Origin of the sequence: Rhizobium sp. AN6A (assembly GCF_900215635.1) — a bacterium.
Lineage (GTDB): Bacteria > Pseudomonadota > Alphaproteobacteria > Rhizobiales > Rhizobiaceae > Agrobacterium > Agrobacterium tumefaciens.
Map to the genome: position 1 here is coordinate 447,140 of NZ_OCNC01000002.1, position 17,185 is coordinate 464,324.

At 57.8% G+C, this 17,185-nt stretch carries 13 protein-coding genes; 4 read left to right on the plus strand and 9 right to left on the minus strand.

The features are described from left to right. Window positions 1-48: 48 nt before the first annotated feature. The 9 genes from CRO62_RS03440 to CRO62_RS03480 form a co-directional block, all read right to left on the minus strand. The gene (locus CRO62_RS03440) at window positions 49-1,884 is read right to left on the minus strand and encodes an ABC transporter ATP-binding protein (protein WP_097099190.1); all 1,836 of its coding nucleotides are present in this window, start codon (window positions 1,882-1,884) and stop codon (window positions 49-51) included. Continuing rightward, the gene (locus CRO62_RS03445; protein ID WP_097099191.1) at window positions 1,884-2,801 is read right to left on the minus strand and encodes an ABC transporter permease; all 918 of its coding nucleotides are present in this window, start codon (window positions 2,799-2,801) and stop codon (window positions 1,884-1,886) included. Before CRO62_RS03445 ends, CRO62_RS03440 begins: the two co-directional genes overlap by 1 nt. After that, window positions 2,801-3,781, minus strand: a complete 981-nt coding sequence (locus CRO62_RS03450; RefSeq protein ID WP_038497236.1) for an ABC transporter permease — start codon at window positions 3,779-3,781, stop codon at window positions 2,801-2,803. Before CRO62_RS03450 ends, CRO62_RS03445 begins: the two co-directional genes overlap by 1 nt. A 71-nt stretch (window positions 3,782-3,852) precedes the next feature. Next, window positions 3,853-5,436, minus strand: coding sequence for an ABC transporter substrate-binding protein (locus CRO62_RS03455; RefSeq protein WP_025591696.1), 1,584 nt, complete (start codon window positions 5,434-5,436; stop codon window positions 3,853-3,855). A 965-nt stretch (window positions 5,437-6,401) separates the two neighbouring features. Beyond that, window positions 6,402-7,451: an ABC transporter ATP-binding protein gene (locus tag CRO62_RS03460; protein WP_097099192.1), complete on the minus strand. Its 1,050-nt coding sequence runs from the start codon at window positions 7,449-7,451 to the stop codon at window positions 6,402-6,404. Then, on the minus strand, window positions 7,451-8,497 hold the full coding sequence (locus tag CRO62_RS03465) for an NAD(P)-dependent alcohol dehydrogenase (protein ID WP_097099193.1): 1,047 nt from the start codon (window positions 8,495-8,497) through the stop codon (window positions 7,451-7,453). The genes CRO62_RS03460 and CRO62_RS03465 overlap by 1 nt, the downstream gene beginning before the upstream one ends. Window positions 8,498-8,504: 7 nt before the next feature. After that, complete coding sequence (locus CRO62_RS03470; protein ID WP_097099194.1) at window positions 8,505-9,323, minus strand: carbohydrate ABC transporter permease; 819 nt, start codon at window positions 9,321-9,323, stop codon at window positions 8,505-8,507. Continuing rightward, window positions 9,320-10,183 carry a carbohydrate ABC transporter permease gene (locus CRO62_RS03475; protein ID WP_097099195.1) on the minus strand — a complete coding sequence of 288 codons (864 nt, stop codon included), beginning with the start codon at window positions 10,181-10,183 and terminating at the stop codon, window positions 9,320-9,322. The genes CRO62_RS03470 and CRO62_RS03475 overlap by 4 nt, the downstream gene beginning before the upstream one ends. A 67-nt stretch (window positions 10,184-10,250) precedes the next feature. After that, a complete protein-coding gene (locus CRO62_RS03480) occupies window positions 10,251-11,501 on the minus strand; it encodes an ABC transporter substrate-binding protein (protein WP_097099196.1) in 1,251 nt (416 codons plus the stop codon). A 135-nt stretch (window positions 11,502-11,636) separates the two neighbouring features. On the opposite strand from CRO62_RS03480, the gene CRO62_RS03485 reads away from it, so the two are divergent. The 4 genes from CRO62_RS03485 to sfnG all read left to right on the plus strand — a co-directional run bounded on the left by CRO62_RS03485 (window position 11,637) and on the right by sfnG (window position 17,119). Continuing rightward, on the plus strand, window positions 11,637-12,575 hold the full coding sequence (locus CRO62_RS03485; RefSeq protein WP_097099197.1) for an AraC family transcriptional regulator: 939 nt from the start codon (window positions 11,637-11,639) through the stop codon (window positions 12,573-12,575). A 256-nt stretch (window positions 12,576-12,831) separates the two neighbouring features. After that, complete coding sequence (locus CRO62_RS03490; protein WP_097099198.1) at window positions 12,832-14,685, plus strand: ABC transporter ATP-binding protein; 1,854 nt, start codon at window positions 12,832-12,834, stop codon at window positions 14,683-14,685. Between the two features lie 717 nt (window positions 14,686-15,402). Further along, a complete protein-coding gene (gene msuE / locus CRO62_RS03500; RefSeq protein WP_154961958.1) occupies window positions 15,403-15,993 on the plus strand; it encodes an FMN reductase in 591 nt (196 codons plus the stop codon). A gap of 22 nt (window positions 15,994-16,015) precedes the next feature. After that, window positions 16,016-17,119 (plus strand): dimethylsulfone monooxygenase SfnG, encoded by a 1,104-nt coding sequence (gene sfnG / locus CRO62_RS03505; RefSeq protein WP_097099201.1) that lies wholly within the window; start codon window positions 16,016-16,018, stop codon window positions 17,117-17,119. Window positions 17,120-17,185 lie beyond the last annotated feature (66 nt).

Sequence of the window (17,185 nt, forward strand, 5' to 3'; positions counted from 1 at the left end):
TGGATTCTAGTGATCGTTGCGGCCCCGTCTGTGGCGCCGCAACCATGGTCAGGCTAAAGCCATTTGACGTGTTGCGTCATCGAGAGCCAATGGCTGGATGAGATGACAGGCGGCGAAATCCTGGCTGCCACGCGCGGTAAGCGCGGGCTGCAGGCTGCCGCATTTCTCCATCGCACGCGGACAGCGCGACTTGAAGCTGCAACCTGGAGGAATATCGATCGGGCTTGGCGGTTCACCTTCCAGAAGGCAGTCTTCCGCCTTGTAGCGGCGTTCTTCAAGTGTCGGCATCGCGCTGAGCAACGCCATTGTGTAAGGATGTCCGGGATCGAAGAACAACCGCTCGTTATCAGCCAGTTCGAAGACCTCGCCGAGATACATTACCGCCACCCGGTTGCAGACCTTGCGGACCATCGCAAGGTCGTGGGAGATAAAGATGTAAGTGAGGCCGTATTCCTTCTGCAGCTTCTGGAAAAGATCGAGAAGCTTGAACTGTTCTGTCTGGTCCAGGGCAGAAAGCGTTTCGTCCATGATCAGTATTTCAGGCTCCAGAACCAGCGCACGGGCAACGTTGATGCGCTGGCGCTGGCCGGCACTCAGGCCGATCGGCAATTCCTCGTAGAGATCGGCGGAGAGGCCGACTTCGCCCATGACCTTGAGCACCCGCTCACGAATTTTGGCACTGTCCTTCCATCCGTGCGTGCGAAGTGGGCCCTCCAGCATCTTCCCGACCGATGTGCGTGGCGGCAGGGAGCCGAACGGATCCTGCAGTACCATTTGCAGCTTCTTGCGGAAGGTCAGAAGGTCTTTGCCACCGAGCATGGCGATATCGTCGGCACCGCACAGAACCTGGCCGGAGCTCGGCAGTTCCAGCCTGCTCAGAAGCCGCATCAGCGTCGACTTGCCACAACCGGATTCACCGACGATCGCGAAACTGTCGCCGCGCCGGACATCGAATGTGACGTTGCGAACCGCACGCACATGGTTGAAGCCACCGAAGCCGGTCTTCTTCTTTACCCTGTAGACCTGTGAGGCGTCGCGCAGGCTCAAGACAACGTCGCGTTTGTCGTTGAGATGCGGCATCTCGGTCTTTTCGATCCAGATCTTCGGCGTCTGTTCGACAAGCTCTTTCGTATAGGCATATGCAGGAGCAGCGATCAGCTTTTCGGTTTCCTGTTCCTCGACGATGCGACCTTTCTCCATCACCAAAATTCGGTTGCAGGCTTCGCGGGCAACGGGAAGTGAGGAGGAGACGAACAGCACAGCGGTATTGAAACCGTCGGTCAGTTCCTTCATCAGACGGATGACCTGGGCTGCGACGGTAACGTCGAGCGGCTGGGTGACGTTATCTGCAATCAGCAGCGCCGGGTTCGTCACCAACGCATCAACGATCAGTGCGCGCTGCATCATGCCGCCGGAAAACTGCGAAGGGTAGTCGCTGAAACGGCTGCGGGCCGAGGGAATGCGGACGGCCTCCAGAAGCTCGATCGTGCGCTTTTCCGCCTCTTTCCGCGAGGTTCCTGGAACGACCGCACGCAGCTTCTCGACGATCTGGACGCCGACCGGCAGCGTCGGATCGAGTGCACCCATCGGATTGGCGCCGACATAGGCGACCCGGCGGCGCAGGGTGCGCATCTCGTTCTCGGAGATGCCGTAAATATCCTTGCCTTCGAAGAGGACGCTGCCGGAACGCACGGAAAGCGGCGGTTCCAGCCAGTTGACGACTGCCTTGGACAGCACCGTCTTGCCGGCTCCGCTGGCCCCGACCACACCGACGATCTCTCGCGGCGCGAGGCTGAAGGAGATATTGTCCAGAATAATCTTCGCCTTGTCCGAGCGACCGGCATTAACGGTGAGGTTTTTCAGCTCAAGAAGCGGCTTGATCATCACTCGGACCCTCCGTGGATGGTGTTGCGGGCCCGTTCCAGCGAAGCGCCTATGAGATTGATGCTGGTTAAAGTGAGGCCGAGGAAAATGCCGGGCATGGTAGCGATCCACCAGGCGTTCAGAAGATACTTTCGGCCATCGGCAATGATATTGCCGAAGGTCGGCGTCGGCGGCTGGACACCCAGGCCGAGGAAGCCGAGTGTCGATTCAAAGATCATCATGCGTGCCACATCAAGCACTGAGGTGAAGATCACCGGCGGCAGGAGCAGCGGCAGAAGCAGGCTGACGATGATGCGGAAATCGGTCGAGCCCCCAAGTTTGGCAGCGCGCACATATTCCCGCTGCCTTTCCGTCATTACAATGCTACGCATGATGCGCGCATAGACCGGCCAGCTTGAGAGACCAAGCACCAGGACGATGGCCGGAATTGTCGGGCGCGACACGCCAAGAACGGCGATCGCCAGAATGATCATCGGGATAGACAGCTGCGCATCGGTCAGACGCATGATCAGCATGTCGATACGACCGCCAAAGTAACCGGCGATCGTGCCGAGGGCGCAGCCGATGATGAGTGTCACTGCAACCGATGCAATCCCGATCAGGAAGGAATAACGCAGGCCGACAAGCGACCTCACCAGCATGTCGCGGCCAATCTGATCGGTGCCAAGCGGGTGGCCCCAGCTCCAGTTGTCGCCGAAGAAAAGTGGCGGCAGAAGGCGGGCCTTCACATCCATCTTGGTCGGGTCGACGCCACTGATTTCCGGATGAAGTGCGGCGGCAATCGCAAGCAGCAGGAAGATCGTAAGGCCAATGCGAAAACCCGGCGTCGATGCGGCGCGATCGAATATGCGGCGCGCAATCGAGCGGCTTGCCATTTTCGATATGATCGGGGTGTCGAGTGCGGATGTGATGGACATCAGTATTCAAGCCTCGGATCGATGGTTGTTGCGACGAGATCGACGACAATGTTGATCAGTACAAAGATGGCGCTCGTGACGATCGCGATACCCTGGATCAACGGAAAGTCGCGCTGCAGCACGGCATTGATGGTCAGAAGGCCGAGCCCGGGATAATCGAAGATATATTCGACGATGATGACCCCGCCGAGCAGGCTGGAGAATTGCACACCGAGCAGGTTGAGAAGCGGCACCGAGGCGTTGCGCAGCGCATGGTTGGAGATGATCCGCGAACGGCTCAGGCCACGTACGCGTCCGACTGCCACATAGGGCTCCATCATCTGGCTGGATACGGAACTGACCAGCGTGCGGATCAGCACCGGAGACAATTCGACCGCCAGCACGATTGCCGGCAGGATTGTGTAGGCAAAGCCCTGATAACCAATGGCAGGAAGCCATCCGAGCTTCACCGAGAAAAGCAATGCCAGAACGATGCCGAGCCAGAAATTCGGCAGCGAGATGAATATCGATGAGATGTAGAAGGCAAGCTTGTCTGGCCATCTGCCGATCGAAAGCCCGCCCGCAATGCCGATGATTGCCGAGAAGACCAGTGCAATCACCAGCGTCACGGCCGCCAGTTGAAGCGTCATTGGAAGTGCATCGAAAATCAGGTCGAAGACCTTCGCTCGTTCGCCGCGAGTTGAGTCGTTGAATGTCGCGCCACCGGTCGAGGCGCCGTTCGCCGGGCGCACGAAGGACTGGCCAAGATCGCCACGAACCACACCGCCCATATAGCGACCGAATTGCACCAGTATGGGATCGCGAAGGCCCATGTCGGTTGCGATCTTTTCGATCAGTGCTTCGGGCGCCATGCCGCCCGCCATAAGGCGTACCGGGTCACCCGGCACCACCCGCAAGAGGGTAAAGATCAGCAAGGACACAAGGAATATGATGATGGCGCCCTGCATGAGGCGTCGCATCAGGAAGTTCACGGCAAACATTCAGTCACTCCGCTCGAAAAGTCACGGGCAAGTCCACACGCCGCCTGATCGCGGCGTGTGGCTGATCACGGTCAGGCAGCAGGTTTGGCGGCGTCGATCGACCCGTCGGGATAGATGTACATGCCCTCAAAGTCCTTCTGCATTGCGTGGATCATCACGGATGTGAACAGCGAGAGTGCCGGCATCTTGGCGGTGATGAGAGGCATGGTCTCTTCCTGAAGGATCTTCTTGCGCTCTTCCAGCGTCGGTGCCGAACGTTCCTTGTCGAGGCTGGCATCGATCTCCTTGTCCTCGATGCCGCAGATGCGGTGCGAGGTGGAATGGAAATGGGTGCGCAGCACCAGATCCGGTTCCGGAGACGCTGTCGACCAGCCGCAATCGACCATATGGCCCGGGCCGCCGCCGGGGCGATGATACAGTTGCTCGTTCCAGGCCGCAGGTTCAAGCACGGTCAGGCTGACGTTAAATCCCTGCTCCTGCAGCATGGCGGTCAGCATCTCGCCATATTCCTTGGTCTTCGGATAGAAGCCGACGGACGTGATGTATTCAAGTGGCGGCAGGCCCTTGCCGTTTGGGAAACCGGCTTCGGCGAGCAAGGCTTGAGCCTTCTCGGGGTCGAATTTCGGGTAGTTCGCCAGATCGACATAGCCGAATTTGACCGGCGAGACGAAGTTCGACGAGGCATGGCCGGCCGAGCCCATCAGTTCCATGATCATGTCGCGATCGATCGAATGGCAGGCGGCAAGACGGATACGCGGATCGTCGAAAGGCGGTTTCGAGCAGCGGAACCACAGATACTTGTTCTCGACCGAAACGACCTTGTTGATGAAAATCGCCGGATTGTCCTTGATCGTGTCAACCTGTTCAGGCTCCAGACGTTCAACGATCGAAGCCTGGCCGTTCATCAGCGACAACATACGGGTGGTGGAGTCGCCTGTGAAAGTGAAGTTGATGCCGGGGATGGCCGGCTTGCCCTTGAAGTAGCCGTCATAGGCCTGCATCACGGTGTCGTTGCCGCGCTGTTCGACGAATTTAAAAGGACCGGTGCCGTTGAGCCGCTGGGAGAGCGGGCCGCCGGGGCCGCCGGCGACGTCCTTGGCCGACATGATCGGCAGGAAGGATGCAAGAAAGATGAAGAGATGGGCCGGATAGCCGCCCTTAGATGTGTCGACGATGACGGTGTAATCGTCAGGTGTTTCGATCGTCAGCGTCTCGGTTGGGCCGGGATACCACTGCGCCGGACGATCTGCCCTGGAGCCGTATTCGAAGGTGGCCTTGACGTCTTCTGCCTTGAACGGCTTGCCGTCATGGAAGACGATGCCTTCTCGCAGCTTGATCTGTAGCCGGTGGGGGTCAAGCAGCTTGATGTCGGTGGCCAGTTCGTAGACGACCGCGCCGGGATCATCGAGTTTCATCGGCGTGCGGGTAAGAAAGCCCATGACGAAACCTTCGATATTCTTCTGAGAAAGTGTCGTATGAGCGGTCGGGTCCCAGTTGCCGGTGATGTTTTCAGCCGACAGGAAGGTCATGGTCTTGCCGGCCTGCGCGAAGGCCGGCGAGATGAAGAAGTCAGGATTGATCTGCATATAGCCAGCGACGGCGGCTGCGCCCGCGGATCCTTGCAGGAAGCGACGACGACTGAATTCTGAACCCATCGAGTTCCCCTTTTCTATTTTGAATAAACCGTCAAATCAGTCAAAACGGTCAAATCAGTCACAAGCAAACAGCGTGCCAATTCAATTTTCAGGCGGATATCGCGCTTTTGGGCCAGTGAAATTTGTGGGATTTGACCATTTATTGGTCGAATGAGAAAGAATTAAGCGGCCAACAAGATCGCTAAAATCACGGGGTTATTTCTGCCGTTGAAGCGGCGGACTGCTGATCGTTGTCAGGATGTGACCGAAAATAATGGCGGCGGTGACTGCAAGCGCCGCCGGATTGAAATTGCTACGAGAGTTCAACTGAATATTTCGGTTGCTCTTCTTTGTGTGCTTTCTGGAGAGCGGCACCTCCGTCCTCGATCCCACAGGCCCGCCCGATCGATGCGGTCATTCAGGATCTGTGGGCGCCTCCGGTAAATGATCAGCTGATCTGATAGTCGCTAGCCGTCTTTTAAGCGACCGGTGCGATATGCACCTCGCAGGATTGCAAAATTTTTGGCTCAGAGGAAAGCGGTGTCTTCCTATCACATTGAATAAGCGCGACAGGCCTTTCCGGTAACTGCCACGGTGAAATTGATGGCTTGAATACACCAACAGCGGGCCGCACATCCGCCGATCCGTTTCGTGCAAGCCCGCCCGCAGTTGTGCTGCGGCCTCATCTCTCTGCCGCCTCAGTTGATCACCTGATCCTTCATAGTGACTAACGCTGTACGATGGGTGATCGCGATTACAGTGACGTCGCTGGCGGCAGATATCAGCCGCTCTCCTGTTCTTTCAATATCCCAATGAACTGCTCGTCCGTGAATGCTTGGTGCTGCCCGTCTCTTCAGAGCAACCGACCCTACCAGGATTTGAAGGAAGTTTTGCGGCTCAGGTCACCGGCCACCCGCCGGAAGCCAGTTAGATTGCAGGCGTCCAGTAGGTCTGCGCGACGTCATTGAAGGTCCGACCTGAGTGGATTAAATCAACCTCAGTCCCGTACCGGGATCAAACACGTGAAGGTCGGACGAGGCCACTTCAACACCAAGCACCTCGCCGATGGCGGGTCTAGTGTCTGCAGGAACAGAAATATTGATCTCGTGGCGGTCGTTTTTCAGGCAGATCAGACGTGTCTCACCGTGGAACTCGTTCCGCTCGACGGTGCCGCGAAAGGCTTGAGCATCCTGGTTTATACGAAATGATCCGGGCCGAATTCCAACGGTGACCTCACCCGAGCGTAGGCCTGCCGGAGCTGCAAACCTGACAAGATTGTCGCCGAGCCACTCCTGTGTCATCTGCAACTGAAGGAAGTTCATGTTCGGTGTGCCGATGAAGCCGGCAGCAAACACTGTCCGAGGTGCCTGATAAATTTCTTCGGGCGTGCCCATCTGCTCAATACGGCCGTCCTTCATTAGGACAATACGGTCGGCGAGGGTCATGGCTTCGAGTTGGTCGTGAGTGACATATATGCTTGTCGTTTTCAGGTCGCGGTGGAGGCGCGCGATCTCGACCCGCAGGCTGCCGCGCAACTTGGCATCAAGGTTTGAAAGCGGTTCGTCGAACAGGAAGACCTCCGGGGTCTTGATCATGGCTCGGGCGATGGCCACACGCTGCTGCTGTCCGCCCGACAGTTCCGTCGGCTTGCGCGCAAGATAGACGCCAAGACCGAGCGCGTCGACCACAGGCGCCAGGCGCTGATCGATCGCGGCTTTGCCTATTCCCGCCCTCTCGAGACCGAAAGTAATATTGTCCCGCACACTCATATGGGGATAAAGCGCGTAGTTCTGGAACACCATGGCGATGCCCCGGTCACCCGGATCGCGATCGTTCATCCGCTCGCCACCGATGAGCAGATCCCCGCCTGAAATCTCTTCAAGCCCGGCAATCATCCGCAGCATAGTGGATTTTCCGCAGCCTGACGGGCCAAGAAAGACGACGAATTCGTGGTTGTCGATCTTCAGGTCAAAATCCCGCATGACCTCAAGCGAACCATAGACTTTCCGGATCCCCCGGCACTCAACAGTGGCCATCACTTCGTCTCCCCGTCCACGACGATCTGCAGCTTTACGTCCTGCGGCCGGCCTTCAGCTGCCCTTTCAAAGGCGTCGATCGATTGATCAAAGGCATATGTGCCGGAAACCAAGGGCTTCAGGTCGACCTTGCCTGCGGCGATCAGCGCCAATGCACGGTCAAACACGTTGGCGTAGCGAAAAACCGTTTCAATACGGCATTCGCGGAAGCAGGCCGCCGCAAGGTCTACCGCGACGGGTTCCGGCGGCAGGCCGACGATAACGACTGTTCCGCCCGGGCGCACGACCTTGAAGAGATCACGGACCGCGGCCGGTGCGCCGGAGCATTCAAAGACGATATCGGCTCCCCACCCTTCTGTCGCCTCGTTGACGGTCTCAATGAGATCGACCTCCTTAAGGTTGATACCAGTGATGCCGCCATAACTTTCGGCCAGTTTAAGCTTTGTTGCGGAAATGTCCGAGATCAGCACTCGCGAGCAGCCGCCGGCAAGGGCAGCCAGTGCCACCATGATGCCGATGGTTCCGCAACCGGTAACAACCGCCGTATCGCCGGGCGTGATCTTCGCCCGGGCAGCCGCCTGCATGCCCACGGCAAATGGTTCAACCATCGCGCCTTCGGCAAAGGAGACATTGTCAGGCAGCTTGTATGTGAAACTTGCCGGATGGACTGTCTCCGGGCACAAGACGCCGTGCACCGGCGGCGTTGCCCAGAATGTCACGGCAGGATCAACATTGTAGAGGCCGAGCCGCGACGCACGCGATTTCGGATCGGGGATGCCCGGCTCCATGCAGACGCGGTCACCGGGCTTCAGATGGGTGACGTTGGCGCCGGTCTCGGTGACGGTTCCTGCTGCCTCGTGGCCGAGAACCATGGGCGCGTTAACGACGAAGTCACCGATGCGACCATGGGTGTAATAGTGCACGTCGCTGCCGCAGACGCCAACAGTGTGGATACGAATGCGAACGTCATCCGGCCCCAACTCTTGGGGAATTTCGATATAGCGCAGGGAAAGTTCGCCGACATGTTCGAGGACAAGTGCTTTCATGGGTCAGTCAACCTTTGTCAGTTTTCTTGGAAAATGCGGCGTTGAGGCCACCGGCAAGCACTCCGAGCAGGATCAGCGGTGGCAGCGACAACAGGACGACGGCGGCGTTCAGAATACCCCAGGGGACGTTCATGCCGAGCTGTGACATCTCGGACGCGATGATCGGCAGGGTCTTTGCCTTCGAGGTCGTGAGCATCATGGCAAGCAGGAACTCGTTCCAGACAAGGACGAAGGAGAAGGCAATGGCGCCGAAGACTTGGAAACGGGCAATCGGCAAGGCGATGCGGAAGAAGGTCGCATAAGGGCCAAGCCCATCCACCCGGGCAGCTTCTTCAACGTGAAGGCTAACACGCTCGAAAGCCGGCACGGAAAGCCAGATGGTGATCGAGGCTGTCACAATGAGATAGGTCACGATCAGCGACAGCCGGGTGTCATAGAGATCAAGGCCGAGCCAGATGACCAGCATGGGAATAGCGATCGCGACGGGCGGCAGAAAGCGCAGCGACAGAACGAAGAACTGCGCCTCCGCGGTGATCCTGTTCTTGAATCGGGCAATCACATAGGCCGCCGGTACACCGAGCACGGCGCCAAGCACGACCGCACTCGAGCAGATGATCAACGAATTGGTAAGTGCGCGCGCCACCGAGCGGCGATTGAGCACATAACTCATATTGTCGAAGACAGGCTGAAAGATAAGCTTCGGCGTTGACACCAGCAGGTCGGCATTGGTCTTGAAGGCGTTTAGCAGGGTCCATAGGAGTGGCAGCACGACAAGTGCAGCGGCAAGAACCAACAAAAGCCTGAGCAGAAAGGTGGATATCTTCATCGGTTCAGCCTCTTCCAGGTAAAGGTAAAGGTGACGATGGTCAGGACCATCATGATGACGGCCATGGAGGACGCATAGGAGATCTTGCCGGCTTCTATGAAGCCTTGGGAATAGGCATACATGTCAAGCGTCTCGGTTGAGATGCCGGGACCGCCGCGCGTCATGACGTAAACGAGGTCGAAGGACCGAAGACTCTCGATCGCCTTGACCAGCAGCAGACTGATCAAGGGTGCTTTCAGCATCGGCAGGGTCACGAAACGATGGATTTCGAAGCGGGTCGCCCGATCTATGCGTGCGGCTTCCAGCGGCTGAGGCGGCAGGGATTCGAGAAGCTTCAAGATGATCACTGAAAAGAACAAGCCCCATTGCCAGACATCGACGAAAGCAACAGCAAGGAGCGCGCCGAGCGGCGTCGACAGAATGTCGGGCGTGATGCCGGTGAGCTCCCTGACCGGCCAGGTCAGCGCGCCGTAGAGCGGATGAAAGGCGAACTTCCACACAAAAGCGGCGCACACGCGTGGCAAGAGAACGGGAATGATGAAGAGCACGCAGAGGACGTTGCGCATACGGGGGCTCGCTGCCTCGAACATGGCAATCCCGAGCGCAACCCCCGTCAACATGGTCAACGAGACGCTGATGACCTCCCACTTGAAAGATACCCAGAGCGCGTTCAGGAAACGGGCATCCGAAAACAGCGCCAGATAATTGGCTAACCAGACATAGTCTGCATCGGGTGCCGAAAGGGTTCGGTTCTGCAGGGATATATTGATAGCGTAGATCGTCGGCACGAGCGCCAGAACGATCAGGATACCCAAAGTGGGCCCAAGAAAGACGTAAGGCAGCGAGCGGCCGCGGCGCATGGCAGATCCTCGGATTGGGAAAAGGGGGCGCGTCATCAGACGCGCCCGTCAGACGGCTTGGGAGGCGTCAGAGTTTGGCTGCGAAGGCTTCAAGGTCGTTCAGCGTCGCCTTGATGTCAGTGCGGCTACCGGTGATCAGCTCTTCCAGCATGATGCCCCACTGGTTGCCCAATTCCTGCCAGCGCGGATCCTGCCAGAAGGTGACTGTGGTCTTCTCACCGGTCGCAGCCATGGCGTCGGCAAGGTTCTGGCCAAAGGTCTTGGCGTATTCCGGGCTCTGATAGGTGCTTGTGCGCGTCAACTCGCCCGGCTGGCCGGCGGCGAGGCGACGGGCCTCCTGTTCCTTGGACGTTGCCCAGGCAACAAAGAGACCAGCACAGGCCTTTTCCTCATCGGTCTTGTTGGCCTTGGACGCGATTGCAAAGCCATGGGCGTAACCGGCCCCAGGCAGCGGCGACGGTGGAACGGAGAAAGCAACCTTGTCTGCCACCTGGCTCTGCGCCTTGTCGACGGACATACCGCCAAGGGGTGCGGATTCGATGATGATCGCCACCTTGCCGGAGCGGAAGGCGCCGGTGGACTCGTCCCAGGAGCCGGTCTGAGTGCCCGGCGCCGAATATTTGAAGAGCTCGAGATAGGTCTCTGTCGCCTTTACCGCGGCATCCGAATTGAAGGCCGGCTTGCCGTCCTTGAACCACTCGCCACCGTTTGCTTTGAAGAACGGCATCCAGCGCCAAACGTTGGCGCCTGAACCGCGCTGTCCGCGAAGCGCAGTGCCGTAGACCCCGTTGGCCGGATCATGCAGCTTCTGCACGGCTGCGAAATATTCGTCCCAGGTCTTCGGCGGCGCGATGCCTGCCTTTTCCAGGAGGTCGGTGCGATAGACCATCAGGTCGCCACCGCCCTGTACCGGTGCAAACCACTGCTTGCCGTCATAGGTCGCAGCTGCGCGCATACCGGCGTCGAAGTCTTTGTAGTCGTATTCGGATGGATAAAAGCCATCAAGCGGGACGATCCAGCCAGACGAGGCAAAAAGCGCCAGATTGGCTTCATCAACATAATACACGTTGAAGCTTCCGACCGTCGAGGCGTCGGCCTGCGACTTCGCGCGGCGATCATTCTCGTTAAGATAGCTGATCTCGAAGCCTGCGCCGGAGAGTTCTTCGAACTCATCGACATATTTTTCGAGAAGGGTCAGTCCGTCGCGCGGCTGCGCAAGGACACGCACGTCGCTGGTGCATTGTGCGGCGGCAAAAGCGCTGGATGCGGCAAATATGGCGATAACCGCGCAACCGGCGCGCAGAGCGTTGAGTGTCATGATGTCCTCCCTGAATGGCAACTCCCTTGCCATCGACGGGCCCACATTTGCGCAAGCGACAGACGCGTACTAGTTTGCCTCCGTCAAAGAACTGGTATTATCTTGACATTTGTGCGCTATAACATGAGCAATTGAATGCCTATTGCATCAGACTTTCCTCAAACGGTCTCTGAGACCTTCACCGCCACGCGCGAGCAGATCGTGTTACCCGGAGGCGCTTCCTATCTGATCCGGAGGGACGACTATCCCAATCCGATCTGCATCTGGAACTATCATCCCGAATGGGAGATTCACTTCATCCCTGACGCTACCGGATTTGCTTATGTGGGGGACTATATCGGCCCATTTCGACCCGGGCATCTGGTGCTCACCGGGACAAATCTGCCCCATAACTGGATCACACCTGGTGCACCGGCTTTACCCGGCCGCGACATGGTCCTGCAATTCGACGCGGATGCCCTGATCGGTGTTCGCGCAGTATGCCCCGAGTTTGAAGTGCTCCACCGGCTGAAGCCTCTGGCCCAACGGGGGATCGAAGTTCTGGGCGCCGACGCACTCGCGATTGGAGCGAAGATACTCGAGCTCCACGCGGTAGGACATCGCGGTGGGCTAGGGCTGTTTTTAGAGATACTGGAGGCAATCGAAGCGGCCACCGAAAAGAGGTTGCTCGCCAGCGAACACTTCCTATCGGTCTATAACCAGGTGTCGGACCGCAGGCACCGACGGATCGACCAGGCAATCCAGATCCTGCAATCGGATCCTGGTGCGCAGATGCATGAAGTGGCTGCGCTGGTTGGTTTCGAGCCGTCCGCCTTCTCCCGTGCCTTTCGGCGTCTGACCGGGATGAACTTCTCTGACTATAGCCGATCAGTCCGCGTCTGGCGAGCAAGAACCCTGCTCGCGGAGACCGAAATATCGATCACCGATATCTGTTTCGAGGCAGGCTTCAACAACCTGTCGAACTTCAATCGCTATTTCCGGATGGAGATGGGACTCACGCCTCGGGCCTACCGAAAGGCCGCTCGCATAAGAGCCAAGTCCGTCATTGGAGGAGCCCCGGTTAAGTCCATTTAAACCGTGGTCGCGCCGCGACATCATCGATCCTGAGACTGCAATTTTTGCCGCATGACCGCAGCATCGATATGTCGGCTTCCTTTTTTGCTAGCAACAGGACGGACATGGACTTCTCGTGGATCGGCCTCATGAGCTCGTTATCCAATCGAACCGATGCTAGACGAGGTAGCCGATATGATGCGACGACACTATTGGCCGTTATGCTAACGTATGCCTGAGACTGTCTGATCTTTCTTCAATTGGAGTTCGAGCCCTGATGTCGATTTCCGATACGATCTATCGACCCTTTGAAACGCTGATCCAACCCCTCGACATCCCCTATCAGCCGTTGCCCGCGAATGGCCCGGTTGCTGTTCTCCTGCACTTCATCCGGATGTTCCGCGGCATCCTGCTCGTGCTCGCCCTTTCGACAATGGCAATCGAGGCCATGAATCTTACTATCATTTGGGGCCTTTCGGTCATTGTTGATGGCGTAACGCAACAGGGCGCAAGCGCCTTCCTGCACAATGAATGGTTGCTTCTGACCTTGCTTGGCCTGATGCTCTTCCCCGCGATCCCGATTGGCTCCTTCTTCGTCAACACGCTGAACTCGCATACGCTTGGCATTGGTATGCCTGCCGCCATTCAGTGGCAGGGCCACAAGGCGGTGGAGCGGCAGGACCTGGCCTTTTTCCATGATCTCTATGCTGGTCAGGTCGCCTCGCGTCTGCAGCAGGTGGCCTCGGCCGTGCAGCAGCAGATCATATCGGCCTTCCAGTCCATCCCACGCTTCGTGATGCAAATGGCTGGGTCGGTCATTCTCTTGAGCGCACTCTCCTGGCAGCTCGCCTTGCCGACCATCGTCTGGATCACGCTCAACGTTCTGCTCGCAGTCAGGCTGGCACCTGTTTTTACCGAGCGCTCGCGTCGTTCTGCCAAGCGGCGCAGCCTGATTTCTGGCGCCATCACTGATCTCTACGGCAATATGCAGATGGTGAAGCAGTTTGCCGCCGAAGACAGCGAGGCGGGCGCTATCCGCGGCATTATTGCCAAGGCCATCAATGCGCAACAAAGTGAACAGCGGATCTACCGCACCTCAGAGGTCATCGTCGTTGTCCTCAACATGATGCACTGGCTGGCGATACTGTCGATCGGCTTTACCGGGCTTGTCGATGGTTTCGTCACGATCGGCGAATTCACGGCTGCCGTTTACGTCCTCAGCCGGCTGTCTGCTCACACCTTCACGTTCCTGCAGATGGGCCAACAGATCTTCCAGGCAGTCGGTACGATCAAGGATGCCATGCCCGTCATGACGACACCGCCCACCATCACCGATCGTCCAGACGCGGCGGAACTTGCCATTCGCCACGGGGAAATCCGCTTCGAGAACGTCCGTTTCGCCTACAAGACTGGCAAGCCGGTTATCGATGATCTCTCGCTGACGATCCGTCCCGGTGAAAAGGTTGGACTCGTCGGGCTTTCGGGGGCTGGCAAGAGCACACTCGCCAATCTCCTGCTGCGCTTCTACGACATCCAGGACGGCGCGATCCTGATCGACGAAAAGGATATTCGTTCGGTTACCCAATCGAGTCTGCGCCGCGCGATTGGCGTTATAGCCCAGGATGTGTCTCTGCTGCATCGTTCGGTCGGTGATAATATCCGCTATGGGCGGCCGCAGGCGAGCGCGCAGGAGGTGGAAGATGTCGCCAGAATGGCTGCTGCCGACACCTTCATAGCCGAACTCTCCGATAGCGATGGCCGCAAGGGCTACGACGCCTACGTCGGTGACCGCGGCATCAAACTGTCCGGCGGCCAACGCCAGCGTGTCGCGATCGCCCGCGTTCTCCTGAAAAACGCTCCGATCCTGATCCTCGATGAAGCAACCTCGGCCCTCGACAGCGAATCCGAAGCCGCCATTCAGGAGAAGCTTGATCTTGTGATGCAAGGCAAAACGGTCATCGCCATTGCCCACCGCCTTTCGACCATCTCCAGCATGGACCGTATCGTAGTGCTCGAAAACGGTCGCATAATCGAGGAAGGCCCACCGGGGGAGCTAATTGAAACCAATGGTCTTTTCGCGCGGCTGTGGCGGCGGCAGACAGGTGGATTTATTCCTGACGACATCAACTGAACTCGCCTTTGCGGTAAAACCCCAGTCATTCGCGACGCATTCCGGATTTGTTTGCTGAACAGATGATCCGCTTCACGGTGAATATTGTTCCTTCTCCAAAGGGCGGCGGACAATGCCAGAGTCGTCCTCGGCTCCCTGTTTAACCTGAAGCGTCGCGCGTTCTTCCTCCGGCCAATCGTGGCCGAAGGAGAACTCAAATCGATATCCCAAATATGATCCAGCTGGATTGGGGCGACCGGCACGCACCTGGCCCATCCAATGGAACTCTTCCAGCGCCCGGCGATCAAATTCTGATCGCCCATAGGAGGTGAAAATTGGATAAAAAAGGGGTCAATGTTCCGTGCTAATTTATCCTTCGCACATGCGCTGACTTGGGCGCTACCGAAGTACGAATTTTATCGAGATAGACCGCTCGCCAGTCATTCAATCGATGCAAGGCTGTTCGATGGTTGGTATCGCATCAAGACAGTGAAAAGAGACACACCCTCACTCAATTCTGGTGAGGGAGAACGCGACAGTTTTTGCAGGTCGGTCACGACAAACAAGCGACGCGGCGCCGAAACGCTTCGCTGCTCACTGGCCCTGCCTGCTCAGTCCTTTGCGCCAGAGAGCGAATGCACAAGATTGGTTTCCTCAAAGTGCCCTCACTTTGGAATTTGCATCTTTGATTATCTATGAAAACTATAGAGATTAAAGATAACAGGAGTGAGGCTAACAATGAACGTACTTGGAATAAGCGGCAGCGTAAAACAACCGTCACGCACGGCGCGCATTGTCTCGGACATTCTGGCCTCGATCGAGAGACGGGCAAGCGTCTCTGTGGATACGATCGATCTGGCTGTAGCGGCGCCGATCCTGTTCAGGGCTCTTCGCGCAGATCAACTGGATGAGGCTGGCCGCAGGATTATTGATGCGGTGGAAGTTGCGGATGTACTTGTCGTCGGCTCACCGGTCTACCGTGCATCCTACACCGGCGCGTTAAAGCATCTCTTCGATCTCGTCGATTTCCGTGCGCTTCAAGGCAAGCGTGTGATCCTTGCGGCAACGGGCGGTACAGCGCTGCATGGCCTCATGCTGGAGCATCAGTTCCGGCCGCTGTTCGGCTTCTTTGGCGCCGTTACAGTGCCAACGACGGTCTACGCCGTTGAGGCGGATTTCACCGGATACACGCTCTCGAACCCCGTGGTTGAGGCGCGCGTCGAGCGTGCCGTCGCCGAATTGATCGATCTACTGCCGGCCAGAAACCTTGTCGCCGACGATCACCAGTCGGCTTTTCGCGTCGTTTCACACGAAGCGGTCGCCAACTGACATCAGGAAAGAGGAGATTTTCATGACTGAACACCACGCTGAGCCCGTGAAATTTGCCTATTGGGTCCCGAATGTGTCCGGCGGCCTCGTCATCTCGAACATCGAGCAACGCACTAGCTGGACAATCGACTACAACCGCAAGCTCGCGCAGATCGCTGAAGCGAGCGGTTTCGATTACGCGCTAAGCCAGATCCGCTTCACTGCCGGCTACGGCGCCGAATTCCAGCATGAATCCGTGTCGTTCAGTCACGCTCTTCTAGAATCGACGAAGACGTTGAAGGTCATCGCCGCCATCCTGCCTGGTCCGTGGAATCCGGCGCTTGCCGCCAAACAGATTGCCACGATCAATCACCTCACCAACGGTCGGGTCGCAGTTAACGTCGTCAGTGGCTGGTTCCGCGGCGAGTTCCACGCCATTGGTGAACCGTGGCTCGATCATGACGAGCGCTACCGCCGTTCGGAAGAGTTCATCCGGGCTCTGCGTGGCATTTGGACAGAAGACAATTTTACCTTTCGCGGCGATTTCTATCGCTTCAACAATTACTCCCTCAAGCCAAAGCCGATCGATCCGCAGCCGGAAATCTTCCAGGGCGGTTCCTCGCGCGCGGCCCGCGATATGGCGGCCCGCGTGTCCGATTGGTACTTTACCAATGGCAACACGCCGGAGGAGATCGCCAAGCAGGTGAACGACATCCGCGCCAAGGCCAAGGAAAACAACCATTCGGTCAAGGTCGGCGTGAATGCCTTCGCCATTGTGCGCGAGACCGAGGAGGAGGCCAGGGCCGTGCTCGCCGAGATCATCGACAAGGCCAATCCGGAAGCGGTCAACGCCTTTGGCCATGAGGTGAAGAATGCCGGTAAGTCTTCTCCCGAAGGCGAAGGTAACTGGGCGAAGTCCAGCTTCGAAGACCTCGTTCAGTACAATGACGGCTTCCGCTCCAACCTGATCGGCACGCCGCGTCAGGTGGCCGAACGCGTCGTCAACCTGAAGCGCGCCGGCGCCGATCTCATTCTGCTCGGCTTCCTGCATTTTCAGGAGGAAGTCGAATACTTCGGCAAGCATGTCATTCCGCTCATACGCGAGCTGGAGCAGGCGGAAGTCAGCGCTGCAATCGCAGCCGAGTAACATTGCAAAGCGCAGATGCAGCGGCCCTAAGCCGCTGCCATCGATGCGGGCGTGATCGCCTCCGCG